This is a genomic window from Brevibacillus fortis, assembly GCF_046196545.1.
Taxonomy (GTDB): Bacteria; Bacillota; Bacilli; order Brevibacillales; family Brevibacillaceae; genus Brevibacillus; species Brevibacillus fortis_A.
This window is the reverse complement of the sequence record NZ_CP176370.1, coordinates 5,493,423-5,519,604: the sequence shown is the minus strand read 5'-3', so window position 1 is coordinate 5,519,604 and position 26,182 is coordinate 5,493,423. Positions and strand designations below refer to the sequence as shown.

Sequence of the window (26,182 nt, the reverse complement as noted above, 5' to 3'; positions counted from 1 at the left end):
GCCTATTATATCGGTTCTCTGAACGTTGTGCATGGAAAAAAGGGATACGGACAGGCTAATCGTATGGAGAACATCCTGCCAAGCTGGAACAGAAGGGAGGCGTACACGCGATGGAAAACGATATGGTGGAAATCCCCCAGATTCATATTCCTGATGAGGTAACACAGGTCGATCGACCGGAGATTGGAGAGACAACTCCACACCCGAAACCAGATAGCCCTCTGGCGTCGAGCGGGATAGCTGAACCCGTCAGCGATAATGATTCGAAAGAGAGCAGCGAGCGAATCGGCTTTATTTCATAAAACCGATCGGAGTTCGCGCTATTCGACAAAAGAAGTCATTTTCTCTCGTGGACAAGGCTTGCGATTTCTGCAAAAGTAGGAAGTAGAATAGCAAGCAAGATGCGAGGGGATAAGATTGCATGGCCCGATTGCTGATAGTAGATGACGCAGCCTTCACGAGAAGGGTGCTGACGGATATGTTAGGCGAACAACATGAAGTTTGTGGAGAAGCGAGCAATGGTTTGGAGGCAATTGAAAAGTACAAGGAACTCAAGCCAGATATTGTCACCATGGATATCACCATGCCGCACATGCACGGGATTGAAGCCATGCAGCACATCTTGGATTTTGACCGTGATGCCAAAATTTTGATCTGCTCGGCAGTCGGGCACCGGCAGAAGGTGCTGGAAGCGATGAGGACAGGAGCGAGTGATTTCGTCGTAAAGCCTTTTCAAAAAGAGCAGATTCTCGATGCAATCGCACGACTTTTGTAGACAGGAAAAAGCAAACAGCCGCCAAATCCTGGATAGGAAGGCGGCTGTTTTTCTATAAGAGAAGATTTACAAGCTGATTTCTGTTCCAATGCCGTTTGCTTTCGCCCGTTCATAGACCGTCTTGGCAACGGCTGTGTCCAAATAGGCAACACCCACGGATTTGTACAGCGTGATTTCTTCATCGTTTTCTCGGCCAGGCTTTTTCCCAATCAGAATGTCTCCCAGCTCAGCGTGCATTTGTTCAAAGCTCCATTCGCCGCGTTCCATCGGAATGAGCAGATCGCCGGCTTCGTGCTCGGCACCCTCCAATGTATCGACCACGACTTTGCTGTTTTGTACAGTAGTCAAGTCGACCTCCTGCATATGAGGAAGAAAAGCACCGATGGCATTGATGTGCGTACCAGGACGCAAACGTGTTCCATCAAACAACGGGCTGGTAGCCTTCGTGCTGCAAATCACGATTTCGGCATTTGCTACCGCTTCATTGGCATCATCCATAACCGTGATTTCGCCTTGCCACTCAGGATAGAGGGAGAGGAGCGTTTGTTTCATTTCGTCTGCTTTTTCCCGTGTGCGGTTAAAGAGATAAATGTTTGTCAGCGGACGGACTTCCATGACGGCTTGAATCTGTCCGATGGATTGTGCCCCGCATCCCAATACAGCGCAGCTTTTCGCATTTTCTTTTGCCAAGTATTTGGTTGCAACACCACTGCTAGCACCTGTGCGCATAATCGTCAACAGGCTCGCGTCCATCATCGCCACATGCTGTCCCGTTTTTGCTTCGGTCAACACGATCACGCTTTGGAGTGCTTTGATATCATGCTTGTGATTCTCCGGGAAAATGCTGATGATTTTTACCGCTACGTAATCGGCCGTTTCCAAATAGGAAGGCATGTATAGACTGGTCGCTCCGTATTTCGGATGGTCAATGGCAGTACGAACAGGAGTGGTGACGTTTCCCAGCATATGCTCACGGAAGACGTGTTCTACATCTTCCAAGCAATCTTTCATCGTATAGATTTGTTCAATGTTTTCACGGCTTATTACTAGCATCTCATTCTTCCTTTCCATCAGGATTCGTCCAAATCTAAATCCTTTGTTTCCTTCGTAGCAGAAACCGCGATGAGAGAAATAACCCCGGAAATTACGATGTACAAAGCGATTGGCACCCAGGAGTTAAAAGAGCTTAACAAGGCAGTAGCAATCAGCGGAGCAGTACCACCCGCCAAAGCAGCACCGAGCTGGTAGCCAACCGTTACCCCAGTATAGCGTACATTCGTACTGAAAATCTCCGAGAACATCGTACCCAATACAGCGGTGACCGGTGCCCAGAGAATCCCGAGTCCGATGACTGTAGCTACGGTAAGCCAAAGGGCTGATTTCAGTGACAGCATATAAAAGTAAGGGAAGGCAAACAGCATCATCGCTATAGTCCCCGCGATATACAATGGCTTTCTGCCTACTTTATCTGACAGCATACCCATGTACGGAATAGCAATGGTTGTCACTAGTGTGGCGATCGTCACGGCATTGAGTACCGTTATTCGGTCGTAGCCCAAGTAATTCGTCGCGTAGGCGATAATAAACGTCGAGAAAATATAGAAGGGCGCCGTTTCTACCACTTTGGCTCCGACGGCAATCAGAACAGCTTTCCAGTGATAGCGGAATGTATCTACGATGGGAACTTTCGCAATGTTCCCCGTCTTTTTTGCTTCCTGAAAAGCTGGCGTTTCATCGATGCCATTGCGAATCCAGAGTCCCAAAAAGACAAGTGCTGCACTCAACAGAAACGGAATTCGCCAGCCCCAGGACATGAATTGAACATCGGGAAGCGCACTCATCAAAGAAATGGCCAACGTACCGAGCAGCATACCGATCGTTACACCCATTTGCGGGATACTTCCAAAAAAGCCGCGTCTGCCTTTGCCGGAGTACTCTACGGCGAGAAGCAATGCACCTCCCCATTCACCACCGATCCCCAAGCCTTGAATCAAACGCATCAGGACGAGAAGAATCGGAGCCCAGATGCCAATGGCATTGTAATCAGGCAGCAAACCGATCAAGACGGTAGCGCCTCCCATCAGTGACAACGTCAAGACCAGCGTTTTTTTACGACCGATTTTGTCCCCGATGTGACTGAAGATCACGCCACCCAATGGCCGGATGAAAAAGGGCAGACCAAATGAGAGATAAGAGAGCAGTAATCCTACAGTTGGATCAGAAGAAGGAAAAAATAGCTTGTTGAATACGAGCGATGCCATGGTTCCATACAGAAAAAAGTCAAACCACTCAATGGAGCTACCAATAAGGCTCGCGAACAACGCTTTGTTTTGAACCTTTTTAGAAACGCCCGCTTGTGTTTGTACTGCCATCGGGTAATCCTCCTTTGTCGGTAGATATTGAAGTGTCACTTCAATTTTAGAAAATAAAGCGATTACAAGTCTGATAATAATAAAGATTATAAAATGCAAAATAATTTGTAGCAATAGTAAAAATTGATACTTATGCTAACTTTACAACTTTTTTCGAGAAAGAGTATGATAGACCTATCCTTTTTACAACGAGGTATGCAAATGGAACCTACCATTGGTGTATTAATCAAATCGCTTCGTGTCGGCAAAAAGAAGACACTCAAACAAATTGCAGAAAAAACGCAGCTGTCAATCAGCTTTTTGTCCCAAGTAGAGCGTGGGAAGTCTTCCATTACGCTGGAGTCATTAAAAAAAATTTCGGAAGCCTTGGGAGTGAGCCCAGGCTATTTCTTTTCGGGTGAGTCGCGTGGAGGGAATGGGCAGGTACGCAGGGCGAGCAAAGAGCGATCTGGGCTTTTGCATGCGCCTTTTGTGTATGAGGACCTGTCAGGTGATTTAGAGAATCCGTCGCTGGTACCGATTCTTGTCACGCTTTCACCGCATGGAGAAAAAGGCACGCCTTTTGTACATAAGGGGCAAGAGTTCATCTATGTCCTCGAGGGTGTGCTGACTCTTTTGCTGGGGGAAGAGGAGCATGATTTGTTTCCGGGCGACAGCATTCACATGGATTCATCCGTACCGCACAACTGGGTGAACCGCACAGGCGAGGTCACCCGATTCCTTTGTGTCAATTCGCATGACAGCGACATGATTCCGACCGCTTCTTATTAATTGAGACAGAGCGTTTAGCGAAGTCATGTTTTCTACTATAATAGAGGAACGCGTAGAAAAGAGCGGTAAAGAAGGTGAAAGTGTGCCCGTAGAGCCTAACTATTTTCAACAGTATCAGCATGCTGATATCGACGAATTAGCTGATGTCATTGGAGAACTTTTGCAAAATCCGATCACGGTTGAAGATGCCGATCATAAACTGATTGCTTACAGCTCACACGGAGAAAGCACAGATGAAGCGCGCTGGTCTACCATCATGGGGCGACGGGTACCAGAAAAAGTGCTGACGCGCCTTTGGAAGGACGGCGTATTCCAGGAGCTGTTAACACAAGACGACCCCGTACACATCCCGGCGAAGGACGAAATCGGCTTGGGGAAGCGTGTGGCGATTGCCATTCGCAGAGGGAGCGACGTCCTCGGTTACATTTGGGCACAAGAGGTGAATCGACCGATTACCCAGGAGGATGATGAAATTCTTCGTCAGGCAGCACGCGTAGCCGTCTCGCGTCTCATCCAGCGGCAGGGAAAACGCAAGGCGGAGGAGCAGAGACGCAAGGAATTTCTGTGGGAGCTGTTGCTGGGGAATCACAGCAGTGAGGCTGGCATTCGCCAAAAAGCGGACACCTTGCAGATGCAGCTTCCGACCTCTTATTTAATTTGTATTATTGAAGCGGCAGGAGCGCGTCTGGACCAGTACTTGTATCCATTAATAATGCGTGACAAGCTGCTCTGGGTTGTCGACGGTTCGCAAATCATCTTATTGATCGGTTTGTCCGATGCGAAAAAAGACAAGAGTGACGTGCTCATTCGCAAGGTGGAGCAGTTCCTCGCAGACTCTCTCGGCAAGCTCGAAGCACATGTCACGGAAGGATGCCAGGTGATTGCCGGATACGGGAGAGATTACAAGTCTTATACGGATATTGTGAAAAGCTATAGGGAAGCGCTGCATGCCCTCAAGATCAAGAAGCTGTTTCCGCAGGAAAATGAAGGGATTCATGGGTACCACGAGCTTGGGATTTATCGATATCTACTACAACTGAAGAAATGGGAAGAGGAGCAGGGCTATCAGAATGAACGGCTGGAAAAGCTCAGACAGTACGATCGCGACAACCAGACCACGCTCTTGACGACATTGGAGACTTTTTTGGATGCCGCTGGCAAAGTCAACAAGACAGCAGAGCGCCTGCATATCCACATTAATACGTTGAGCTATCGCCTGAGACGGATTGAGGAGATCATGCGTGTCGATCTCGACAATATGAACCAGCGGGCAGCTTTATATTTAGAGTTGAAAATAGCCAAATTAGATGGGGAACAGTAGTTTGTTTGTGAATTTTCACAAATGAAAAGACGCTAAAATTAAAGGAATCTCCAAGGAGTATGCCGGAAGATACGCTGTACAATAACAGTAACCGCAAAGAAATCGGCGTTTCCAAGGAGGACATACTTATCATGATCGTTGGAATTCCAAAAGAAATTAAAAATAATGAGAACCGCGTAGCCATTACCCCAGCAGGTGTAGCTGCTCTGGTACAAAACGGACATTCGGTTCGTGTAGAAACAAGTGCAGGGCAAGGCAGCGGTTTTACAAATGAAGATTACAAGGCAGTAGGCGCTGAGATCGTAGAAACAGCAGCAGAGGCATGGGCGTCTGACATGGTGATGAAAGTAAAAGAACCACTCCCTGCTGAATACGGATATTTCCGCGAGGGTCTGATTCTGTTCACGTATTTGCATCTCGCACCAGAGCCTGAATTGACTCGTGAATTGATCGATAAAAAAGTGATTGCAATCGCTTACGAAACGATTCAGCTCGACAATGGCGCTCTGCCTCTGTTGATGCCGATGTCTGAAGTAGCAGGCCGCATGTCCGTTCAAATCGGCGCGCAATTCTTGGAAAAGCAATACGGTGGAAAAGGTGTTCTGCTCGGTGGCGTACCAGGCGTACCAAAAGGCGAGGTAGTCGTAATCGGCGGCGGGATCGTAGGGACAAACGCAGCGAAAATGGCGCTTGGACTGGGTGCAAATGTGACGATCATCGATGTAAACGCAGACCGTCTGCGCCAACTGGATGACCTGTTCCAAGGCCGTGTTCAGACGCTGATGTCCAATTCCTTCAACATCGCAAACGCTGTGAAAAAAGCAGATTTGCTGGTAGGGGCTGTACTCATTCCAGGTGCTCGTGCTCCGCGTCTGGTAACAGAAGACATGGTAAAAGAGATGTCACCTGGTTCTGTGATCGTAGACGTTGCGATTGACCAAGGCGGATCGATTGAAACCGTTGACCGCATCACTACTCATGACAAGCCAACCTATGAGAAGCACGGTGTGATTCACTACGCGGTAGCCAACATGCCTGGTGCAGTCGCTCGTACATCTACATTGGCCCTGACCAACGTAACCGTTCCTTACGCGGTACAATTGGCGAACAAAGGCTACGCACAAGCGATTCGCGACAACAAAGCATTGGCAAAAGGCGTAAACGTCATCGACGGCAAAGTAGCTTACAAGGCTGTCGCAGATGCGCATAACCTGCCATATGCTTCTATCGAAGAAGTTTTGCTGGTGAAAAACTAGCTTCAACGGTAAATAGAAAGAAGAAACTGCTTGTCCGAGCTTTCGGCAAGCAGTTTTTTTATTCATTCGGCCCAAGAGGGTCAGGGTATTTGACCGAATCCATCTCCATTTTTCCGGAATCACTTAAGTACATATGCACCTGGATTTGGGTCAGGAAATCAGGTGTGAGTTTATTGCGCTTGCGTATTTCGTATTTTCGCCAAGCCTGATAGTCTTTTTTAAACAGACTTTTATCCAAGCTGTACAGATCAATCCCAGCTTTGACTCCTTTGAGAAACGTCCCGCGATTTTTATTTGAGACATGATGAAAGCAGAGAAACCATGGATATTCTTCTCACAAAAGAAAAAGCAAGAAAATTACTAGAGGTGCTTACCCCTATCGAAAGAATTCCTGGAAACGCAATTGACAAAGTGCTGAAAGGCGGGGAAACTAATCTCTCTATTTTAAGGAGGGTAAAACTACACGAATTTATTTCCTCATTGACCAATCCTACGTTAGGTGCTGTATTGCCACAAGTTGAGATTACAGGTGATCATAATGAATATTGCCATTCTCGGAACACAATACACGAGTATCAGTACAGTTCCGCTTCTTCAGTCTGTCCAGCTCATTCAAATTGCCGATTTTCTAGAGCGTTTTGACGCTCTTGTTATCTTGCTGCTATATGCGGGGATTTTTGTAAAAGCAAGATTATGGTTTCAGGCAGCTGTACTTGGATTCGGTGAGTTATTTAACTTGAACTATAAAAAGCTGATTCTGCCGATAGGGGCAAGTCCGGGAATATTCTCCTTTGTTCCGATTTGTAGGAAAGGGTATTTTTGACTATTGAAATCGTAATTCGTAGACAATAGAATGAGGATGCGAACAAAATATCGCAGGATTGTTACTGCTAAGCAGGCAAGACCTGAGACGTGAGATGGGCGAAGTATGGCTATCGCTATACAATCCCTTACGCGTTTTAGGTCTTTTTTGTGTCCTGTCAATGGAGAAGAGGAGAGTTTTCAATCTCTCAATATTCTCATAATAGGTAACTTTGCTGCAATTCATGATGTAAAGGGAGGATTTAAGAAAATGAGAAAATCCAGCAAACCTAAGTTTAGGAATCTAGCTTTATCCACAGCGATCGCTGCCAGTTTTCTTGCAGCCATCCCAGCATTAGCAGCCGAAGTCAGTGATGATCACACTTCGATTTGGTCGCGCCAGCAAGCGGAAAAAGTTGCTCTCACGAAAGAGACAACCGCTCCACCGGTCGATTTGGATTTCAAGCTCGTCGCACCGGACCAATGGGTTTGGGACACATGGCCCCTGCAGAACAGAGACGGTTCCCTTGCAACTGTCAAAGGTTACAGAATCGCTTTCGCCTTGGTTGCTCCGCGCTCTCTGGGTTGGGGTGAACGTCATACGCAAGCAAGCATCGGAATGTTCTACTCGAAAAACGGCAAAGACTGGACATACGCCGGCATTCCCTATAACAAAGACAAAGCGTTAGGTCATATGCAATGGGCTGGAACAGCAATGTTGGACGAGAACGGCAAAGTGCATCTCTTCTACACGGCAACCGGAGATAAAAACAAGTGGGATGAATCGAGATGGGTTCAAACGGCTGAACAACGCATCGCCAAGACTACGTTCGATATCGGCGCCGACAAAAATGGCGTGCATCTCACGAACGAAGGTGAACACAAGATCATTCTTGAAGCAGACGGCAAGTACTACGAAACGATTGATCAGTTCAAAGGTAATATCATCACGGCGTTCCGTGATCCGTTCTTCTTCCAAGATCCGAACACTGGCAAAGAGTACATTATTTTCGAAGGCCAGGCCGGCGGTGGCTATTCTTTGAAGCCGGAAAACATCGGAGACGAAGAATACCGTAAAACCCATTCGGTTCCGGCAGGCGCGGAATTGTACAACGGAAATATCGGTATCGCGGAAGTGCTTGACCACGACATCACCAAATTGAAACTGCTGCCTCCGCTGCTCGAATCAGTTGGGGCCAACCATCAGATGGAACGTCCGCATGTCGTGGTGAATGGCGATGATTATTACCTGTTCACGATCAGCCATACCTTCACCTACGCACCTGGCTTGACCGGTCCAGACGGCGTATACGGTTTTGTCGGGAAGGGTCTGCGAAGTGATTACAAACCGATGAACGGCAGCGGCTTGGTTATCGGGAATCCAGCGGAAAACGGTTACCAAGCGTATTCCTGGATGGTGCTTCCGAACCAACAGGTGATCAGCTTCATTAACGAACCAAAAGATGAGAACGGGGAAGTGAAATTCGGCGGTACCTTCTCTTCAACGTTGAAGGTAAACCTGGAAGGTGACAAATCGGAAATTACCAAAGAGGGAAAACAAGGTGAAATCAAGCCGTTCGGCCCGAATCGCTAAGCACGCATAGCCATAAAGGAAAGGGGCAATAACATGATCAGTAAAAACAAGAAAGCAATGACCGCGCTGGCTTTGGCAACAAGCGTTGTCGCTTCCAGCCTCACCGCGCTTTCGGCGTATGCCGAGGGCGGTGACCAAACGGTCAACTGGACCCGCGAGCAGGCATCGAAAATCGAGCTGAATCAAGACAATACCTTGCCGTACACCGACATCAGCAAACTGGAGAAATTGGCGCCGGGCTATCACATGTGGGATACGTGGGCACTAACGGACCGTGACGGGAATATAGCATCAATCAAAGGATGGAAAGTGATATTCGCGCTTACCGCACCGAGTGATGTGCTGCCGGGCAAAGTGCACGACATCGCCACGATCCGTTACTTTTATTCGAAAAACGGGAAAGATTGGACGCTGGGTGGCGAGCTGTTCCCGAGCGGATCCGCGCTCGGTTCCCGCCAGTGGGCTGGATCGGCCATGATGGATAACGGCAAAATCCATGCGTTCTACACCGCAACCGGACACAAAGGCGAAGAGCGTCTGACCTATGAACAACGTTTGGCCATGGCTACCGGCGACCTCGTTGCGGACAACAGCGGAGTCCGATTCGAAAATTGGGGCGATCACCGCATTATTTTGGAGCCGGACGGAAAACACTATCAGACCAAAGAACAAGCACAGCAGGGTGAAGGCGGTGGTTACGCTTTCCGCGATCCGATGTGGTTTAAAGATCCGCAAACGAAAAAAGAATACCTGCTGTTTGAAGGGAATTCCGGAGGCACCGCAGCCGACCGCAAGTTGAAACCGGAATATGTCGGAAGCCCTGAGTTTGCAGGGCAGCAAAACGTGCCTCCAGGTGCCGTACACGCTAATGGTAACATTGGCATTGCTGAGGTGGAAGGCGGCGATTTTTCCAAAATCAAAATGCTTCCTCCGCTCGTAGAAGCCAACTACGTAAATGAAGAATTGGAGCGCCCGCATATTGTGGTGAAGGATAAAAAGTATTATCTGTTTACTGACAGCCACATCAATAAGTATGCGGATGGACTCAACGGACCGGACGGACTGTACGGATTCGTTTCAGACAAGCTGATCGGTGGATATAAGCCGCTGAACGGAAGCGGTTTGGTCTTGGCCAATCCGGCTGATAATCCATACCAAGCATATTCCTGGTTGGTGCTTCCGAACTTGAACGTGGTCGGTTTCGCCCATTTTGGCGATCTGGGCAACATGTCCATCGGTGATGTCGGCAATCAGCCTGCGGAATTCCAATTCAGCCACTTTGGTGGCACGTTGGCTCCAACAGTGAAGCTGTCGATCAAAGACGATCGCACAAAATTGGAACAAGAGTACGAACCAGGTTGGATCAAGCAATAAATAAGAATGGTCAACCGAAAGTGGTCGGTTGACCTTCTATTCTTTTCTAAAAACAAGAAGACTACAGGAGGCTGCATCTACATGTTTTGGAACACAAAAAATGCTGGAAAAATGCTGTCAGCAGCAGTTATCGGTTTTTCCGGTATTCTAGCCCCGGTTATCAGTTCAAGCGCCTTCGCCCAAGAAACCGCAGCTACATTCGATTGGACGCGTGAAGATGTCAGCAAAATAAAGATGAATGAAGAGAATACAGCACCTGTCCTTAACAAAGAGGAGCTTGAGGAACTCACAGAGGACTTTCTGGTATGGGATACATGGCCGCTCCAAGACCGGAATGGCCATCCAGCAGTTGTCAATGGCCATAAGGTTATTTTTGCTCTGACGGTGCCAAGCGACGTGATTCCCGGTAAACGCCACGATACGGCGGAAATCCGCTATTTCTACGCAAAGGACGGAAAGAGCTGGCAGTTGGGCGGCCGTTTGTTTGATAACGGAAAAGCATTGGGTTCGAGGCAATGGGCAGGCTCTGCCATGATTGACAAAGATGGAAAAGTCCATATCTTTTATACAGCGACCGGACGTAAAAATGAAAAAAAACTCACATACGAACAGCGTTTGGCTACGGCTACCGCTGATATCGTAACAACCAATGCCTCTGTGGCGTTTAAAAACTGGTCTGAACACAAAATTATCCTGGAACCGGATGGTGAATACTATCAAACAGAAAGTCAGTCCAACCAAGGTGAATCTTCTTACGCCTTCCGCGATCCTTACTTCTTTCAAGATCCAAAGAGCGGACAAGAATATATTTTATTTGAGGCCAACTCCGCAGGAACCTTGCCAGAGCGGGCTTGTCAGCCTGACAGTTCAAAACCTTATAATGCGAGTGTCGGCATCGCCAAAGCCTCATCTGACAGTCTGACGGAATTTGAGGCTCTCCCCCCTTTACTGGAAGCAAACTGTGTAAATGACGAGCTGGAGCGTCCAAGCATTATTGTAAAAGGCAATCAATACTATCTTTTTGCAAAAACCCACCATGAAAAGTTCGCGCCAGGTCTCGATGCGCCGGAAGGATTATACGGTTTTGTGTCCGGGTCCTTATTGGGCGGGTATAAACCCCTGAATGGAAGCGGACTAGTGATTGCCAATCCAAAAGACAATCCGTATCAAGCATACTCTTGGATGGTCATGCCAAACGGTACGGTGATTAGCTTTGTCAACTATGTCCATGTAGAAGGAAAGGACATCCAGCAAATTGGCGAACAAACACCAGATTATCAAAAGGATCATTTCGGTGGAATGCTGGCACCATCTTTAAAGCTCTCCATTGCGGATGACCAGACTAGGATTCTGCATGAGAAAAAGCAAGGCGTGTTCCGTTAGAGAAAACAGAGAGGATAGTAATAGAAAGTTTTTGGCGTTCAGTAGTTGCTGAGCGTCTTTATTCTTGTAGACATGCATTTATTATTCTTTCGTTTTCATGGAATGATAAGCAGGACGTTGTTGATTCCCATAGCTATACAAAAGAGGAGGAACAGGCGATAGCAAAGCTGATGCAATCAAAAGAGTTTGTTCAAGAGTTGCTGCCTCTGGTAGGGGGAGAGGAAAATATTGCTGACGCTACCCACTGTGCTTCTCGATTGCGCTTGCTTCTTCGAAATGAAGAAAAGGCGGATATATCAGCCATCGAAAAAATGGACGGCGTAGAAGGGGTATTTTCCAGGCGCGGACAATTCCAAATTATATTTGGGACCGGCAGAGTAAACCGAGTGTACAAGGCACTTGTCGAGGAGATCGAGATCGCACAGAAAAATCCATCCAAAAAGCGGATGGAGAATACGGCAAAGATGAATCCATTCACTTATTTTGTAAAGACACTATCCAACATCTTTTTACCGATTATTCCCGCTCTCGTAGCGAGCGGTTTGCTCATGGGGCTACTTGGTATGGTGGAGGCCTTTGGGTGGGTCACGATGGATAGCGCATGGATGAAGATGCTAACCATGTTTTCCAGCTCATCGTTCATCATTCTTCCGATATTAATTGGCTTTAGCGCAGCCAGGGAATTTGGTAGTAATCCCATTTTAGGTGCAGTGATTGGGGGAATATTAACCCACCATTCTTTATTAAATCCTGCGGAGCTGGGGAAAAGCGCCCCGCAATATATGGATCTGTTTGGGCTTGAAATCGCGTTGATCGGGTATCAGGGTACGGTCATTCCTATCTTGTTGTCGGTATACGTGATGAGTAGGTTTGAAAAGGTCCTGCGAAAATTCATACCCCAGTCATTAGATTTATTGCTCATCCCCTTTATCACCATTACGTTTACCGGGATTGTCTCCCTCGTAGCGATTGGCCCTTTGGGCATGATGATCGGGGAGATGATTTCTGGTAGCTTGTACTACGTTTATCAGTATGCTGGATTGGTGGCAGGGTTCCTGTTTGGCGGATTATATGCGCTATTCGTCGTTACTGGATTGCATCATAGTTTGCACGCCATTGAGGTGGGGTTGCTTGCCGATCCGAAGGTTGGTGTCAATTTTTTGCTGCCGATCTGGTCCATGGCTAACGTTGCCCAAGGTGGAGCTGCATTAGCTGTTTTTTTCAAATCGAGAAATGACAAACTGAAGAAGATTGCGGTACCTGCTGCTCTTTCGGCCTTTTTTGGCATCATTGAACCCGTGATGTTTGGCATCAATTTGAGGTTAATCACCCCATTTATAGGAGCGGCTATTGGAGGGGGGCTAGGCGGGGCATATGTCGTAGGTGGTCACGTAGTTGCCAACGCCTATGGCTTAACTGGAATCCCCATGCTTGCGATTGTGACACCATTAGGAATATCAAACGCAGTCCATTATCTTATTGGTCTAGCTATTGCGGTTACTGCCGCTTTCACCTCGACATGGATACTTAGATTTACCGAAGAGGAATAAATCATTCTGATGACCCGGGAGAAGGTTTTCCTGGTCCAAATTGGATGCGTTCTATGGGTGAAGGTTACGGTAAAATGAAAGGTAATGGAACTCCTCGCAGATGTAATTTTTCTCATCATGGTTCACCTAGTAAATGGGGAAGGTGACGGGAGGATAGACAGGAGGGATACCATGAAAATTAAAAAAATCTTAAATAACAACGCGGTCGTTGTCCAGGATCAGGGAGAAGAAAAGATCGTTATGGGCTTAGGGATCGCTTTCCAGAAAAAAAAGAATGATCTGGTAGACATTTCAAAGATAGAAAAAGTATTTGTCATGAATGAATGGCAAGAGTACGGAAAGTTCGAAGAGATATTAATAACACTGCCTGAAGAACATATCCAAGTGGCTGAGGAAATTATCTCCCATACGGAAAAAGAACTAGGGATAACCTTGCATGACCATATTCATATCGCTTTGACCGACCACTTGTCCTTCGCCCTAGAAAGATTAGTGAAGGGAATGGTCATTAAAAATACCTTGCTGAACGAAATCAAAATTTTGTATGCAAAAGAATTTCAGATCGGTTGCTGGGCGAAAGCATTGATAAAAGAGAAGCTAGGGATAGAAATTCCCGAAGATGAGGTCGGTTATATTGCATTGCATATCCACACTGCCAGGATAAACGCGGGGGATATGGCAAAAACAATGGATATGACCACTATGATACGGGATATGATCGATCTGATCGAAAGCAGCTTGAAAATCAAGATTGAGGAGAAAACGGTTTCGTATGAGCGATTAGTCACACATTTGCGCTTTGCAGTACAACGGGCAGAGTTTGGCGAATCGTTCCATGATGTAGAACCGGAAATGTCCCAGATCATAAAAGAACAGTACGAGGAATCTTATTTATGTGCACAAAAAGTAGGTGAATTTGCGCAAGAAGAATATGATTTTGAGTTCCCCGAGATGGAATTGGTCTACATCACGATGCAGATTCAAAGGATTTATAGTAGAGTGTTGAGTGGTTAACCCATACGAATGCGTATTTTCTTATAACCTATAACATGTGGATACATTTAACCCTCGAGTTTAAGGAGGACTCGCTTGCCCTAAAGGAAGCGAGTTCTTTTTTCAAGTACCCAATAACTGCATTCCCGGGAAATTCTAAATATAGTGGAGCCTGATTTGTTTCTCAAAAATCTGTGGATCGACAAACATGATGAGAAGATCACAGTAAGAAACAGCACAGGGAAAAACAATAAAATAGCGGTTACGGGAATGAAATACAAATGTTATCTTAATCGATGCTGAAGAGCGACCTCTCCATATATATATTCAGCCGGCAAGTATTCAATGGGCGTTACTACAAGACCTTAAATCTTCTGCAGAACAAGAGTCCCTCAACATTCAAGAATTCTTAGTTAATTTACAATTTACTTTGCTGGATTAGTTCAGAAATCCCTTAGTTAAACTCCTATAACTAAGGGATTTCTTTTTACTTTTGGCGATAACCTTTGACCAATTCGACTGTACGGAAGGCACAGACTTTACCCACCATTCATCAAGAGGTCCATTTTTTAACTGAATCGTTCTCTTTTAAAGGACGATAAATGGTTAATTTCAACTCGGGGGCATCGTAAACCCGAAATGTCATATGCTCCATCGTCATCGCACCCGCAATCGGATGATTGATGATGATACAACAAGGATCTATGCTCACGTTTTGGATGACACATTGAGTGCAGCTGTTGAACGTACTACAGGTTTCAAAAATAAATAATAAGTTTTAATATGAAATGAAATTGAATCATCATTTTGTATTTTCTAATAAAGTTTAGTTACGGTATTAATACACATAATGAGGTGAACGTTAATGTTTACGAAGTATATAGGTGGATTTCCCCATAAGATTGTTAGCGCGATGTGCGCAACGTGCGAGGGAGTTTAATTTATCAAGAATGTTATAATGGAACTAAAAAATATAATAAGAGGAGAACGGCATATGACTGAGTGTCAGCAGAAGCGTGATACCGAGCATGACCAAAAAGTGTACGAGGCGAAATTGCTTACGTACGTGATGCTGGAGCAATACCAGCAGAAATAACTCCGTAATACCGCCGCCTACGTAGAGCATCCCGAGAAGAAGTGGACGATACCCGTGCTGGAAAAGTGGCAACAAAAGACTATAGTCCTTTTTAGGAATATTGCCAAAAGCGACGAAAAATCCGAGCAAGACCACTACGGGCAGCAAGATTCCTGCTGTGATTCCAATGGAGGTCATTCCCCCAATAGATGCACGCACACATAAGCCCATCAAGGCAAAAGCGGTCACCCACTCAGGTGTTCGCGGCAGGTAATTGACGGTTGTCCATGTCTGGGTATCGATTAGATTCGTTAGCGCCATCATGTACAGACAGATCATGATCGGGACGAGCAAAAGATGGCTGACAATGTTTCCTGTTCGCTGCTGAAGCCATTCATAGACCAATCCCGATTTTTCCGTCCACTTTCATGAAAGACTTGTCCCCCTGTGCGTGGTGGTGCTGTTAGGATTTACCTGCCTGTTTGGAAATATGTATCACGTATAAAGGTTACATCCTCCCGAAAAAGTATGGTATTCTACTATGAGGTAAAAAGGTAGAAACGGAGTAAGGAGTGCAGCCGATGTATCAGCTCATAAGAAAATATCTGTTCCAGCAAGATGCGGAAGAGATTCATGAAAAGACAATTGGTGCCTTAAGGCTGGTGGAGGATTCTGCTCCAGGCAAAAGCATCCTGAAGATGATCTATCAGGTAAAAGACCAGCGGTTGGAGAATAAGCTGTGGGGAATGACGTTTCCGAATCCAGTCGGACTTGCAGCCGGGTTTGATAAAAATGCCGAAGTTTATCATGCGTTGGGTGCTCTTGGTTTTGGGTTTGTGGAAATCGGGACGTTGACGCCGCAGGGGCAGCCAGGTAATCCGAAGCCGCGTTTGTTCCGATTGCCGGAACATCAAGCTGTCATTAACCGAATGGGCTTCAATAATCACGGTGCGTATTTGGCTTCCCAGCATTTGGTCGATTACGCATACTCAGATGTTCCGATTGGGATTAACATTGGGAAAAACAAAGTAACGCCGAATGAAGAGGCGGCCATCGACTATAGCAAATGTATGGACATGCTCTATGCATACGGTCACTATTTCGTCATTAACATTAGCTCTCCGAATACCCCGAATCTGCGTGACTTGCAGGAAACAGAGAGCTTGCGTCATCTGGTGCGGGCTGTAAGGGAAAAGGCAACCGAAATGGAAGCGCGTGCCATCAAGAAAAAACCGATTTTGTTAAAGGTAGCACCAGACATGTCGGATGAGCACATGCGCGATGTTGTTCACGCTGCTGTAGAAGAAGGCATTGCCGGAATTATCGCTACCAATACGACATTGTCACGCGAGGCGGTTTCCGGACATCGATTTGCCGAGGAAGCGGGCGGCTTGAGCGGAAGACCTCTTACGGAGCGTTCCACTGCTTGGGTGAAGGAGATTTATCAAGAAGTAGGAGACAAGGTACCAATCATCGGTGTCGGGGGCATTTATAACGGCGAAGACGCCTACGCGAAAATCCGAGCAGGAGCCAGTCTCGTTCAGGTGTATACCGGGATGATTTATCAGGGCCCAGGTATTGCCAAGCAAATCAACAAAAAACTGCTCAAGCTCATGCAGCGCGATGGTTTTAAACATATTAGTGAAGTAATTGGCGTAGACGCAAAAGAATAGATAGAACAAGTACGCATAGGTCGATGGCTCCGTTTATAGTGGGTCATCGGCTTATGCGTTTTTGCTTATATTCTTCCGATTTATGTAGTGATCCGGTATAATGATGTGGACAAACATGAATTGTCTGTCAATTACATATTGTCGGCGTTAGGTGCCTTTATGTGACGCATAAAGGGTAACAGGGAATCGGGTGAAAGTCCCGAGCGGTCCCGCCACTGTAACCAGGGAGCTCTCTTTGAGAAGGAAACCACTCATTTTCGTATGGGGAAGGACAAAGAGCGCATGGATCTGGAAGCCAGGAGACCTACCTAGTAGCCACACCCACAAAACCTTCGCGGAAAGGAGCGGTGAATACGAGGCAATGAGGCTGTGTGATCAGTCTGTTGTTTTGTGTGCACATCTCGTCCATTGATGGATGGGATTTTTTTGTTTGTAGGAAAAGAACGAAAGTCAGTGAAGGAGGAATGAACATGAATCGATCTCGTCTCGTATCTACTTGTCTGATGATCGCGGGCTTTGTCCTGTATTTCCTGCTCAATGAACCAGAGACAGGACATGCGATGCACATCATGGAAGGGTATTTGCCATTATCCTGGGCCTTATTTTGGTGGGCTGTCTTCTTGCCATTTTTTATTCTTGGGCTTCGCTCGATTAACAAGATTGTCAAAGAACATCCCGAAATGAAGCTCCTTATTGGTGTTGCAGGAGCGTTTGCCTTTGTTTTATCTGCACTGAAAATCCCTTCGGTTACAGGCAGCAGCTCTCACCCGACTGGAACGGGGCTTGGCGCCATTATGTTTGGGCCTTTTGCGATGTCAGTGTTAGGGAGTATGGTGCTCTTGTTTCAAGCCTTGCTTTTGGCACATGGAGGTTTGACTACGCTAGGGGCAAATGCTGTATCCATGGCAGTAGTAGGACCACTGGTGGCATACGGAATCTATCAGATGATCATGAAAGTGGGTGGAAGCCAGCGTCTGGCTGTTTTTGCGGCGGCTGCCTTGGCTGACCTCGCTACCTATGTGGTGACTTCGATTCAATTGGCACTCGCATTCCCAGCTGAATCTGGTGGAGTGTTGGCCTCGTTTGCCAAATTCGCAGGAATTTTTGCATTCACGCAAGTACCGCTCGCAATCAGTGAAGGGCTGTTGACCGTTCTTGTTTGGAACTGGTTGTTATCTTACAACGCAAAAGAGCTTACACAGCTTCGTTTGCTCAAACGGGAGGAATCGCTGTGAAAAAAGGATGGAACTGGCTTTTACTCTTGGGGGTAATCGTACTGGCGATTGTCCCGCTGTTGCTGGTGCAGGATTCGGAATTTGGTGGCGCAGACGGTGCGGCAGAGGAAGCGATCAAGGAAATCGCTCCGAACTACGAACCGTGGTTCCAGCCGCTGATAGAGCCGCCAGGGGGAGAGACGGAGAGTCTCTTGTTTGCGGTGCAGGCGGCGTTGGGAGCGGGAGTGGTTGGCTACGCTGTGGGCTTGTACAAAGGTCGGTTGGATAAGCGGAAAAAATGAACGGGCTGCAGCTTGATTCTCTCTCTTATCAAAACAGGCTGAAACGGCTGCCGCCAGCTCATAAGCTATTGCTGGCGAGTGCATTGTTACTGCTCGTCTCAGTGGGACATGTATGGATGCAGATGGCCGTCGTTGTCTGGATGACGGTATGGGTAGTGGTGTATGCACGGATTCCTGTCCGTATCTACTGTGCCTTTATGATGGTGTCGCTCTCGTTTTTCGTGGCGGGGCTCCCTGCCCTAATGGTAGAAGGAGCGCGAGCAGGAGAAGTACAGGTCCAGGTCGCGGCAGCATGGGAGTTGGGTTCGTATGTGCTCTATGTGCCGACGACATCATTCAGTAAAGTTTGGATCTTATTTTGGCGAACCATGGCGAGCTTATCTTGCTTTGCTTTCATTTTGTTTACCGTGCCGTTTGCCGAAATCTTGCAGGTGCTTCGCCGACTTCGTATGCCCGTCCTTGTGACTGACTTATTAATGATTATGTATCGGTTTATTTTTGTGTTGATAACGATTTCTCACCAGCTCTGGATTGCCCAACGTTCGCGCGGAGGTCATCGCGGCTTCCTGGCGACGCTTCGGGATGCAGGGGTTCTTGTTGCGCAATTGTTTGTCAGAGCGATGCGCAAGTACGAAGCCTTGAACAAAGGAATGGCGGCTAGAGGCTTCGGGGAGAGCATGCAGGTGCTCTCGTTTCATACCCATGCTCGTTCGCGACGCTATGAGTGGGAGTCAATCGCAGGCTGTATGCTGCTGGTACTGCTTGAGTGGTGGACAGGAGGTTGGTGGTTATGACATCACGGTTGTTGGAGTTCATCGATTTGCAGTACACGTATCCGGGAGGGCGGGGACCCGTCCTGTCCGGGCTGTCCTTATGGATTCCAGAGGGAAAAAAATGTGTCCTTTTGGGACGAAATGGCTGTGGAAAGTCGACCTTGTTCTTGCACGGAAACGGGATCATCGAGCCACAGCAGGGACAGGTACTGTGGAAGGGGAAGCCGCTTGTCTACAAACGAGCCGCACTGCAAGAGATGACGCAAAAGGTAGGCTTGGTCTTTCAAGATCCCGAGCATCAGCTGATTGCAAGCACGGTCGCGGAAGATATATCCTACGGTTTATGCAATCAAAAGCTGCCTGCGGACGTAATCCGGGCAAAGGTAGAAAAGGTGCTGGATGCATTCGGGTTGAGAGAGCTGGCAGAAGCTCCGATTCATCATTTGAGCCTGGGACAAAAACGGCGTTTGGCACTCGCGGGGGTTATGGTCATGGAGCCTGAGCTTTTGTTATTGGACGAGCCTACTGCGTATCTGGATCGCTATCAGACAAAAAATTTGCTGCGGGAGCTCGATGCTATTCATCGGCAAGGAACGACTGTCTTGATGGCGACACACGATATGGATATTGCCTTTGAATGGGCAGAGTGGATTTGCATCATGGATAAAGGAAGGCTTGTGTTCGCGGGAGATCCGCAGGAGGCATTGGAAAACAGAGCCATGCTGGAGAGTCTTCATCTGGGTATGCCGTTGCTCGTCGATGTGTGGGAAGCACTGCCTGAGCAGTGGAAGCGAGAGTTGGGCGGAAATATTCCACGTTCGGTCGACGATCTGCGAAAGAGGCTCAGTGTTCAGCGGGTTTGGTGAATGGAGTGGCTGCTTTCGGGCAAGCTAACCCCAAAAAGCCATGGAGGTACACAGTATGGAACAAGACTCTCTCATGAGTTCATCTGTCCCGAATCATCAGGAAAAAGGAATCTCTCGTCATGTGAAGGATGAACTGATGTATCAAGTATTGGAGAAAGATATGACCACCGTCGAACAGGAAAAGAAGCTAAAAGATGATTATTTAAAAGGAAAGGCGTAAATTCGCGCCAAAAAGCCCTTCTCGCTACATATAGCGTGAAGGGCTTTTTTACATGGAATGATCCCCGTACCCACCCTCGTCTGTCAGACAAAATCAACACACGGTAGTTACAATACCTTGTACGCATTACTCATGTCACATTACTGGGCGTTTTATGTGAGAGAGGGATTTGAACCCTCAGGGTTGCCCCTCGACCCGACCAATGAGTTTTCAACATTAACCCTGTTGAATGGGGACGTGTTCGCTTTTTGCAGACAGACTACCGACTTCCATGTCTCTTACGTCAGGTTTCTTGCAGCTCCGTTAACCAGTTAAATTGTTGAATGCTTGCATCCAGTTCCCGGTACTGCTTGGACAGCTCGTCGACTTGCTTTTGCAACTGGGCAATATTAACAGTCGAGCAAATCTTGACCTCCGAACGGCTGTAGCGATCATGCTTGACTGTAGCTGCTTTGATCAGGTCGGCCAGCTCATTGCGTTTTGAACCGAGAACATCACGTTTGGTTAACGCATCGGAGAGCGTCATTGTTTCGTTAAAGCGGCAAGACGCATTGGTCCGATTGATTTGCTGAACAATACGTTCGAGCTGGTCAAACAACTGATACAGCTCAGATAAGAGATCGTTAGGATTTTCAGGAGGAAGCTCGCCTTCCTGAACCTTTGCGCTGTTATGCAAACGGTGCCCCAACTGTTCGATCCGTTTTTGATAATCGGCACGAATGATTAACGCTTCCGCGAGTTTCACAACCGTAACCCCCTATACCAATCTGATTGTTTATACGCTTGTTTGTTTGATTGGTTGTGGTGAAAAAAATAAAATATGGTAAAATTTGATTTTCGCTGAAAAGGTAAGAAGATTTGTGCGGATTTTGTAGGGATATGTCCATTCATCACGAATAACGTAAAGAAGGCACTTACTTACAATGGGAGAAGTGATGAGGTTGTGATTTCAACGTTGAATAAGACGCTATGCGTTCAGCAACTCGTAGAAAAATTAAGAGACAAGCAGCTTCTTCATGTACCAATCACTGATCTTCGAGAATCCAATAAAGCGTTGTATGAATACGTCAATCAGCTCAATGACTCGATTGCGATCATTCCGACCACGATTAATTCTGTCATTACAGGCGTCATCCGTTTCCAGGAAGGGTACTTTATTACCTTGGGCATGCTCATTTGGAAAGACGCCAACAAAAAAGGGGCGTTCAAAGAAGGGACATTTCTTTTTTACAAGCATGACGCTCATGATTCAATTGAAGATTGCGTCCACATTACCAATTCCATCGAAAATCACAATCTGATGGAAAGCTTGTTCTTTGCGTGCTGCGAGAGCAAGGATGGCGATTCCGTGCTTTCCTATTCGCATATCGAGCATGCGATTACTTACGGAGAGCTATATCGTGACATGAAGACCAAAATCAAAAAAGGGTTTGCGTAATCGCTGCAAAACGGGAGACGGACAATCTTTACATTCCGGAATCTGAGTGATATACTGCTTTAAATTTTAAAAATTACCAATTGAAGAGGAGTTTACCTATTTTATGATGACCAAGAAGTAACGTCTTGCCATTCACCAGTTGGCCCGCCCCCCTCCATGTAAATGGTTTTGTCTACCTACAAATAAAAACCACTTACAACAAAATGGAGGAATATCACGATGAGTAAACCTGAAATGAATGTTGCCTTGGTAATTGGTCCAGATACGGATCTGGATAGCCAAGCAATCCGGAATACACTTGAGTATTTTGGAGCTCGAGTCTTTACGTACTGGATTGGTCGACCAAGCGACTTGATTGATGTATTGAATGGCAGCGATCTCTACTCAAATACCGACATGATTGTTCTGAATTTCCATGGCGATGAGGGAAGCCTGATCATGCCAGAGCTGGGCGAGGACGTTTACGAGGAAGGGGAACCAAAGGGTGATTTTGGTCCTGAAGACGTTAGACGTTTTGCCAAGCTGGATGGAAAAATTGTGTTAGGTAACGGATGCTCGCTCGGTGATCCGAAATTGGCGAAGGCCTTTCTAGACAGTGGTTGCCATACGTATATAGGGCCAGATGATTACCCGGACGGAAATTCTGCGCTGATGTTCGCACTGCGCTTTTTCTACGAGGTAATTCAAAACAAGAAAAGCGTGGAAGAAGCTTTTCGAATCGCAAAAGCAACGGATGAAGAAACCGAGATGTATCAGCTTTATGTAAAAGAGTAATGGCAACGCAAAGGGAGCCTTGTACGAGGCTCTTTTTGCATTCTTATGCCCGTTGAAGTTTTAGGTGTATCATTCATTTTTGTCGAGAATTGTCAGGTTGTTATTCTTGTTGGTAGTCTTATTTTGGATTATGGTAGGGGAAATTCATTTCAATAATAGGGGGTATTTCCTTGAAAAAAATGGCTTTTTTCATAGTGGCTTTCGCCATAATGTTGGCTGGATGTAGCTCTGGGCAATCAACGGGTACGGTAGCACCTTCGCCAGCAACGCCAAGTGGTAAGGCTCCAGCACCTGAGGCAACCGCGTCAGCAACACCAGCAACACCAGCTACCCCAGCAACAACTGCGGCAGAAGCGACTACTACTGCGTCGACAGAGAAAGCAACGATCACGAAGAGTGAATTTGAACAGATTGAAAATGGGATGAGCTTTGAGGAAGTAAAAAAAATAGTGGGCGGGGAAGGCGAACTGCTCGCTGAGGTTGGTAAAGCAGGAGAGGAAGGACACACGATCGTCTACATGTATGAGGGAGAAGGGACGATTGGAGCAAATGCGAATTTTTCTTTCCGAGGCGGGATTTTGCAAGTGAAATCGCAATTCGGATTGCAATAGGGTGAAAAAAGGCGCAGGCAAATGCTTGCGCCCTTTTTGCCTTTATAGGTCATGGTACAGGCGAAGTATCCGCGCAGTGCATACAGTAGTGTGTCGAAGGAAAGGGGGAGGCAGAATGGGTTTCTTTAATGACTTTGATGACTTTGCTCTGATCCTGGTTCTGTTTGTTTTGCTTGTGATTGTCGGATGTTCTTGGGATTAAGAAATGGGTTTAACAAAAGAGTGATGCAAAGGGACATACAATCCCTTTGCATTATTCATTTCCGAAACGAGGTGAGAGTGAAAAGTGGCTAGACAAATGAATGGTTTTACCCCTGAATTTGCAGATTGGCTAAAATCAAAAAAGGTCTCGATCAGAAAGCTGCAGAAGAATCCTGAATCCCTCGGGCAGTATTATCAAGAGTGGTCAAAAACAAGCCGTAGGACGAGAAGAGAGTCTCGACCACCACGGCTTTCTAATCTAAATCTTGATATAGGGACAATCCTCGATGGAGTACGCGTAGCCAACGAGGTATTCAAAACTTTCCAAGGAACGAATGGGATTGGGAATCTATTTAGAAGGATGACGTAATCGATTCACGAACCTTGACGGGATTTATTCTACTAATCCCAGCTCTTCATAGACCTTGCTTGATACAACCCCGTTCGGTGTTAATTTTCGATCCCGTTGAAATTTCTTTAGAGCTGTAGTTGTCGAGGATCGAAACTTGCCATCGCATACCCCGTGAAAATAACCAGCGCTCTTCAATCGAGATTGGATGAGCTGCACATCTCCACCAACGTCGCCTTCCGCTAACTTTCTAGGATCATGGCTTGGGTCGCCCAGTACATGACCATAAATCGTTACTTTAGTTCCGAGTGGAACCATCCTGAATAATTCGATGACGTCGTTGTTTCGCATACGGATACAACCATGGCTCAAATGCTGTCCGATGGAGTGTGGCTTGTTTGTGCCGTGGATGCCATAAATTCCCCATGGGACGTTTAAACCTAACCATCTCGGACCGAATGAGGGTCCCCAATCTTTTCCTTTGAATATGATTTTGTATTCTCCAACTGGTGTCGGTGTAGAAGGATTACCAACTGCAACCACATAGGTTTTCAATACTTTCCCGTGCTTCCGGATGATCAGCTGATGTTTTCTCGGATTGACCTCAATTGAATAAATACCTTGTTCGCTTATGATTGGTAACGAGTGATCGGCGTAAGCCATCTTCTGACCGATAGTGGCTGAAATGCTTATGGTCAGAAGGATAATGACAGAACCTTGTATGAGAGAGCGAGTTAACTTTTGAATTAACATAATCAATACGCATCCCATCATCTGTTTTTCGCAATACGCTTTTAATTTGTGATGGGGAGTCGCCTTTTATTCGAACGCATATGAAAGCCCTCCTCAAAGAGAAGGGCTTCTTCCTGCAACTTATAGGTCGTAATACAGCTCATACTCTTTCGGATTCACAGTCCGCTCAACTTGCTCAATCTCACCGCGTTTTTGTGCAATCCAGCCCTCAATTACTTCTTTTGTGAAGACATCTCCTGCGAGCAAGAAGTCATGGTCTTGTTCAAGTGCGACAAGTGCTTCTGCGAGAGAGGCGGGAGCGCTCTTGATTTCGTGCTTTTCCGCATCGGACAAGTCGTAGATGTTTTTATCCAATGGTCCAAAGCCCAGTTCACGCGGGTCGAGCTTGCGCTTGATGCCATCGAGGCCAGCCATCAGCATGGCAGCAAAAGCCAAGTACGGGTTAGCAGTAGAGTCTGGGGTGCGGAACTCAATGCGGGACGCTTTTGGCGTAACGGCAGCAATCGGAATCCGAACGGCAGCAGAGCGATTTCCCTTGGAGAAGACCAAATTCACGGGTGCTTCGTAGCCAGGAACCAGACGTTTGAACGAGTTGGTGCTTGGGTTCGTCAAGGCGATCAGTGCAGGGGCGTGGTGCAAAATGCCGCCAATGTAGTGCAGCGCAGTCTCACTTAGGTTTGCGTAACCGCCTTGCTCATAGAACAACGGGGTATCGCCGTTAAACAAGCTTTGGTGAACATGCATCCCAGATCCGTTGTCTCCAACGATTGGTTTTGGCATGAAGGTAGCAGTTTTGCCGTGTTTGGCAGCTACGTTGCGCACAATGTATTTGAACAGCAATAAATTGTCTGCTGTACGAGTCAGTGTATCGAAGCGGAAATTGATCTCACCTTGACCGGCTGTTGCCACTTCATGGTGATGGCGCTCCACATACAAGCCGCATTTCGTCATCAACGTACACATTTCATTGCGGATATCCATTTGGGAGTCGGTTGGTTGAACAGGGAAGTATCCGCCCTTGTTGCGTACTTTGTAGCCGAGGTTTTGTCCTTCTTTACCTGTGTTCCAGAAAGCTTCTTCTGAATCGATGTGAAAAAAGGAGCCGGACGGACCAGACGCATAGCGTACGTTGTCAAAGAGGAAGAACTCGGATTCTGGACCAAAGTAAGCGGCGGTAGCGAGGCCGGACTGTTGCAGATAGGCTTCGGCCTTGAGGGCAATGCCGCGAGGATCGCGTGTGTAGACGGTGTTGTCTGGATTGACGATGTTGCAGATGATATTCATGGTTTTGGCTTCTACGAATGGATCGATGAAGGCGGTTGCCGGATCGGGCATCGCTACCATGTCGCTTTCTTCAATGGACTTGTAGCCGATTAGACTGGAACCGTCAAATGCAACGCCATTGCGGAATGTTCCTTCATCTACCGCGTAGGCAGGAACTGTGACATGGTGTTGGCGGCCGAGCAGGTCAACGATGCGAAAATCTACATATTCCACTTTTTCTGCGTCAATTGTGGACAAGACTGTTTTCATATCCAACATGTTTCACTCCATTCACGAATTAAAGTTATGAATTCATTGTTAACGTTCGGTTTTTACTTGGTTTCTATATTCCGAATTATATCGACAATTCTCATTGTTCGTCAAGAGGTTTTCTTACGTTTATTGTTAGGTTTTCTAACATTATATTGTGGGGTTTAGAAAATGGTTACTTTTTAATAAAATGTATACAAACCATGACTT

The 26,182-nt window shown here is 46.7% G+C and carries 27 protein-coding genes and 1 riboswitch; of the genes, 21 read left to right on the top strand and 6 right to left on the bottom strand.

Annotated elements, in window-relative coordinates:
* Positions 1–110 precede the first annotated feature (110 nt).
* Entirely contained in the window at positions 111–302 is a 192-nt protein-coding gene (locus ACKKE8_RS26900) for a hypothetical protein (protein WP_409175707.1), read from the top strand.
* A gap of 119 nt (positions 303–421) precedes the next feature.
* Entirely contained in the window at positions 422–775 is a 354-nt protein-coding gene (locus ACKKE8_RS26895) for a response regulator (RefSeq protein WP_409175706.1), read from the top strand.
* Positions 776–841: 66 nt separating this feature from the next.
* Here ACKKE8_RS26895 and ACKKE8_RS26890 read toward each other — a convergent pair whose 3' ends face one another.
* Positions 842–1,828: an ornithine cyclodeaminase family protein gene (locus tag ACKKE8_RS26890; protein ID WP_409175705.1), complete on the bottom strand. Its 987-nt coding sequence runs from the start codon at positions 1,826–1,828 to the stop codon at positions 842–844.
* Between the two features lie 17 nt (positions 1,829–1,845).
* Positions 1,846–3,147, bottom strand: a complete 1,302-nt coding sequence (locus tag ACKKE8_RS26885) for an MFS transporter (protein ID WP_409175704.1) — start codon at positions 3,145–3,147, stop codon at positions 1,846–1,848.
* A 201-nt stretch (positions 3,148–3,348) separates the two neighbouring features.
* Here ACKKE8_RS26885 and ACKKE8_RS26880 point away from each other — a divergent pair, with 201 nt between their 5' ends.
* From ACKKE8_RS26880 to ACKKE8_RS26840, 9 genes are all read left to right on the top strand, one after another.
* Positions 3,349–3,918: a helix-turn-helix domain-containing protein gene (locus tag ACKKE8_RS26880; RefSeq protein ID WP_409175703.1), complete on the top strand. Its 570-nt coding sequence runs from the start codon at positions 3,349–3,351 to the stop codon at positions 3,916–3,918.
* An 82-nt stretch (positions 3,919–4,000) separates the two neighbouring features.
* Complete coding sequence (locus ACKKE8_RS26875) at positions 4,001–5,239, top strand: PucR family transcriptional regulator (RefSeq protein ID WP_409175702.1); 1,239 nt, start codon at positions 4,001–4,003, stop codon at positions 5,237–5,239.
* Positions 5,240–5,370: 131 nt separating this feature from the next.
* Positions 5,371–6,495 (top strand): alanine dehydrogenase, encoded by a 1,125-nt coding sequence (gene ald, locus ACKKE8_RS26870; protein WP_047073211.1) that lies wholly within the window; start codon positions 5,371–5,373, stop codon positions 6,493–6,495.
* Between the two features lie 538 nt (positions 6,496–7,033).
* Positions 7,034–7,318 carry a GerAB/ArcD/ProY family transporter gene (locus ACKKE8_RS26865; RefSeq protein WP_409175701.1) on the top strand — a complete coding sequence of 95 codons (285 nt, stop codon included), beginning with the start codon at positions 7,034–7,036 and terminating at the stop codon, positions 7,316–7,318.
* Positions 7,319–7,567: 249 nt separating this feature from the next.
* Positions 7,568–8,890: a glycoside hydrolase family 68 protein gene (locus ACKKE8_RS26860; RefSeq protein ID WP_409175700.1), complete on the top strand. Its 1,323-nt coding sequence runs from the start codon at positions 7,568–7,570 to the stop codon at positions 8,888–8,890.
* Positions 8,891–8,923: 33 nt separating this feature from the next.
* Positions 8,924–10,264 carry a glycoside hydrolase family 68 protein gene (locus ACKKE8_RS26855; RefSeq protein WP_409175699.1) on the top strand — a complete coding sequence of 447 codons (1,341 nt, stop codon included), beginning with the start codon at positions 8,924–8,926 and terminating at the stop codon, positions 10,262–10,264.
* Between the two features lie 81 nt (positions 10,265–10,345).
* Entirely contained in the window at positions 10,346–11,647 is a 1,302-nt protein-coding gene (locus ACKKE8_RS26850) for a glycoside hydrolase family 68 protein (protein WP_409175698.1), read from the top strand.
* Positions 11,648–11,817: 170 nt separating this feature from the next.
* Positions 11,818–13,197, top strand: coding sequence for a sucrose-specific PTS transporter subunit IIBC (locus tag ACKKE8_RS26845; RefSeq protein WP_409175697.1), 1,380 nt, complete (start codon positions 11,818–11,820; stop codon positions 13,195–13,197).
* A 171-nt stretch (positions 13,198–13,368) separates the two neighbouring features.
* Positions 13,369–14,211 (top strand): PRD domain-containing protein, encoded by an 843-nt coding sequence (locus ACKKE8_RS26840; RefSeq protein WP_409175696.1) that lies wholly within the window; start codon positions 13,369–13,371, stop codon positions 14,209–14,211.
* 943 nt (positions 14,212–15,154) lie between these two features.
* Here the strand turns inward: ACKKE8_RS26840 and ACKKE8_RS26835 are convergent.
* Entirely contained in the window at positions 15,155–15,670 is a 516-nt protein-coding gene (locus ACKKE8_RS26835; protein ID WP_409175695.1) for a GerAB/ArcD/ProY family transporter, read from the bottom strand.
* 176 nt (positions 15,671–15,846) lie between these two features.
* Here ACKKE8_RS26835 and ACKKE8_RS26830 point away from each other — a divergent pair, with 176 nt between their 5' ends.
* The 6 genes from ACKKE8_RS26830 to ACKKE8_RS26805 all read left to right on the top strand — a co-directional run bounded on the left by ACKKE8_RS26830 (position 15,847) and on the right by ACKKE8_RS26805 (position 20,313).
* Complete coding sequence (locus tag ACKKE8_RS26830) at positions 15,847–16,938, top strand: quinone-dependent dihydroorotate dehydrogenase (protein WP_409175694.1); 1,092 nt, start codon at positions 15,847–15,849, stop codon at positions 16,936–16,938.
* A gap of 132 nt (positions 16,939–17,070) precedes the next feature.
* Positions 17,071–17,265: riboswitch (cobalamin riboswitch) on the top strand.
* Between the two features lie 143 nt (positions 17,266–17,408).
* On the top strand, positions 17,409–18,173 hold the full coding sequence (locus tag ACKKE8_RS26825; RefSeq protein ID WP_409175693.1) for an energy-coupling factor ABC transporter permease: 765 nt from the start codon (positions 17,409–17,411) through the stop codon (positions 18,171–18,173).
* The gene (locus ACKKE8_RS26820; RefSeq protein ID WP_409175692.1) at positions 18,170–18,454 is read left to right on the top strand and encodes an energy-coupling factor ABC transporter substrate-binding protein; all 285 of its coding nucleotides are present in this window, start codon (positions 18,170–18,172) and stop codon (positions 18,452–18,454) included. The genes ACKKE8_RS26825 and ACKKE8_RS26820 overlap by 4 nt, the downstream gene beginning before the upstream one ends.
* Positions 18,451–19,248 carry a cobalt ECF transporter T component CbiQ gene (gene cbiQ, locus ACKKE8_RS26815; RefSeq protein WP_409175691.1) on the top strand — a complete coding sequence of 266 codons (798 nt, stop codon included), beginning with the start codon at positions 18,451–18,453 and terminating at the stop codon, positions 19,246–19,248. Before ACKKE8_RS26820 ends, cbiQ begins: the two co-directional genes overlap by 4 nt.
* Entirely contained in the window at positions 19,245–20,093 is an 849-nt protein-coding gene (locus ACKKE8_RS26810; RefSeq protein WP_409175690.1) for an energy-coupling factor ABC transporter ATP-binding protein, read from the top strand. The genes cbiQ and ACKKE8_RS26810 overlap by 4 nt, the downstream gene beginning before the upstream one ends.
* A gap of 55 nt (positions 20,094–20,148) precedes the next feature.
* Positions 20,149–20,313: a hypothetical protein gene (locus ACKKE8_RS26805; RefSeq protein WP_409175689.1), complete on the top strand. Its 165-nt coding sequence runs from the start codon at positions 20,149–20,151 to the stop codon at positions 20,311–20,313.
* Between the two features lie 283 nt (positions 20,314–20,596).
* On the opposite strand, the gene ACKKE8_RS26800 is transcribed toward ACKKE8_RS26805, so the two are convergent.
* Entirely contained in the window at positions 20,597–21,058 is a 462-nt protein-coding gene (locus ACKKE8_RS26800) for a DIP1984 family protein (RefSeq protein ID WP_048034652.1), read from the bottom strand.
* Positions 21,059–21,256: 198 nt separating this feature from the next.
* On the opposite strand from ACKKE8_RS26800, the gene ACKKE8_RS26795 reads away from it, so the two are divergent.
* From ACKKE8_RS26795 to ACKKE8_RS26780, 4 genes are all read left to right on the top strand, one after another.
* A complete protein-coding gene (locus ACKKE8_RS26795; RefSeq protein WP_409175688.1) occupies positions 21,257–21,751 on the top strand; it encodes a hypothetical protein in 495 nt (164 codons plus the stop codon).
* Between the two features lie 219 nt (positions 21,752–21,970).
* Positions 21,971–22,525, top strand: a complete 555-nt coding sequence (locus tag ACKKE8_RS26790; protein WP_409175687.1) for a delta-aminolevulinic acid dehydratase — start codon at positions 21,971–21,973, stop codon at positions 22,523–22,525.
* Positions 22,526–22,704: 179 nt separating this feature from the next.
* Positions 22,705–23,136, top strand: coding sequence for a hypothetical protein (locus ACKKE8_RS26785; RefSeq protein ID WP_409179207.1), 432 nt, complete (start codon positions 22,705–22,707; stop codon positions 23,134–23,136).
* A 115-nt stretch (positions 23,137–23,251) separates the two neighbouring features.
* The gene (locus ACKKE8_RS26780) at positions 23,252–23,338 is read left to right on the top strand and encodes a YjcZ family sporulation protein (protein ID WP_409179206.1); all 87 of its coding nucleotides are present in this window, start codon (positions 23,252–23,254) and stop codon (positions 23,336–23,338) included.
* Positions 23,339–23,731: 393 nt separating this feature from the next.
* On the opposite strand, the gene ACKKE8_RS26775 is transcribed toward ACKKE8_RS26780, so the two are convergent.
* Together ACKKE8_RS26775 and glnA are read right to left on the bottom strand one after the other, a co-directional pair.
* Positions 23,732–24,439, bottom strand: a complete 708-nt coding sequence (locus ACKKE8_RS26775) for a L,D-transpeptidase family protein (protein WP_409175686.1) — start codon at positions 24,437–24,439, stop codon at positions 23,732–23,734.
* Between the two features lie 120 nt (positions 24,440–24,559).
* A complete protein-coding gene (gene glnA / locus ACKKE8_RS26770) occupies positions 24,560–25,978 on the bottom strand; it encodes a type I glutamate--ammonia ligase (RefSeq protein WP_409179205.1) in 1,419 nt (472 codons plus the stop codon).
* Positions 25,979–26,182 lie beyond the last annotated feature (204 nt).

Bases quoted from the DNA above. Each gene is read 5' to 3' on its own strand.
- cbiQ (WP_409175691.1), top strand. From the start codon at position 18,451: ATGAACGGGCTGCAGCTTGATTCTCTCTCTTATCAAAACAGGCTGAAA.
- ACKKE8_RS26845 (WP_409175697.1), top strand. From the start codon at position 11,818: ATGCAATCAAAAGAGTTTGTTCAAGAGTTGCTGCCTCTGGTAGGGGGA.
- ACKKE8_RS26840 (WP_409175696.1), top strand. From the start codon at position 13,369: ATGAAAATTAAAAAAATCTTAAATAACAACGCGGTCGTTGTCCAGGAT.
- ACKKE8_RS26855 (WP_409175699.1), top strand. From the start codon at position 8,924: ATGATCAGTAAAAACAAGAAAGCAATGACCGCGCTGGCTTTGGCAACA.
- ACKKE8_RS26790 (WP_409175687.1), top strand. From the start codon at position 21,971: ATGAGTAAACCTGAAATGAATGTTGCCTTGGTAATTGGTCCAGATACG.
- ACKKE8_RS26890 (WP_409175705.1), bottom strand. From the start codon at position 1,828: ATGCTAGTAATAAGCCGTGAAAACATTGAACAAATCTATACGATGAAA.
- ACKKE8_RS26810 (WP_409175690.1), top strand. From the start codon at position 19,245: ATGACATCACGGTTGTTGGAGTTCATCGATTTGCAGTACACGTATCCG.
- ACKKE8_RS26785 (WP_409179207.1), top strand. From the start codon at position 22,705: ATGGCTTTTTTCATAGTGGCTTTCGCCATAATGTTGGCTGGATGTAGC.
- ald (WP_047073211.1), top strand. From the start codon at position 5,371: ATGATCGTTGGAATTCCAAAAGAAATTAAAAATAATGAGAACCGCGTA.
- ACKKE8_RS26825 (WP_409175693.1), top strand. From the start codon at position 17,409: ATGAATCGATCTCGTCTCGTATCTACTTGTCTGATGATCGCGGGCTTT.
- ACKKE8_RS26860 (WP_409175700.1), top strand. From the start codon at position 7,568: ATGAGAAAATCCAGCAAACCTAAGTTTAGGAATCTAGCTTTATCCACA.
- ACKKE8_RS26780 (WP_409179206.1), top strand. From the start codon at position 23,252: ATGGGTTTCTTTAATGACTTTGATGACTTTGCTCTGATCCTGGTTCTG.
- ACKKE8_RS26880 (WP_409175703.1), top strand. From the start codon at position 3,349: ATGGAACCTACCATTGGTGTATTAATCAAATCGCTTCGTGTCGGCAAA.
- ACKKE8_RS26805 (WP_409175689.1), top strand. From the start codon at position 20,149: ATGGAACAAGACTCTCTCATGAGTTCATCTGTCCCGAATCATCAGGAA.
- ACKKE8_RS26775 (WP_409175686.1), bottom strand. From the start codon at position 24,439: ATGTTAATTCAAAAGTTAACTCGCTCTCTCATACAAGGTTCTGTCATT.
- ACKKE8_RS26865 (WP_409175701.1), top strand. From the start codon at position 7,034: ATGAATATTGCCATTCTCGGAACACAATACACGAGTATCAGTACAGTT.
- ACKKE8_RS26895 (WP_409175706.1), top strand. From the start codon at position 422: ATGGCCCGATTGCTGATAGTAGATGACGCAGCCTTCACGAGAAGGGTG.
- ACKKE8_RS26850 (WP_409175698.1), top strand. From the start codon at position 10,346: ATGTTTTGGAACACAAAAAATGCTGGAAAAATGCTGTCAGCAGCAGTT.
- ACKKE8_RS26830 (WP_409175694.1), top strand. From the start codon at position 15,847: ATGTATCAGCTCATAAGAAAATATCTGTTCCAGCAAGATGCGGAAGAG.
- ACKKE8_RS26900 (WP_409175707.1), top strand. From the start codon at position 111: ATGGAAAACGATATGGTGGAAATCCCCCAGATTCATATTCCTGATGAG.
- ACKKE8_RS26885 (WP_409175704.1), bottom strand. From the start codon at position 3,147: ATGGCAGTACAAACACAAGCGGGCGTTTCTAAAAAGGTTCAAAACAAA.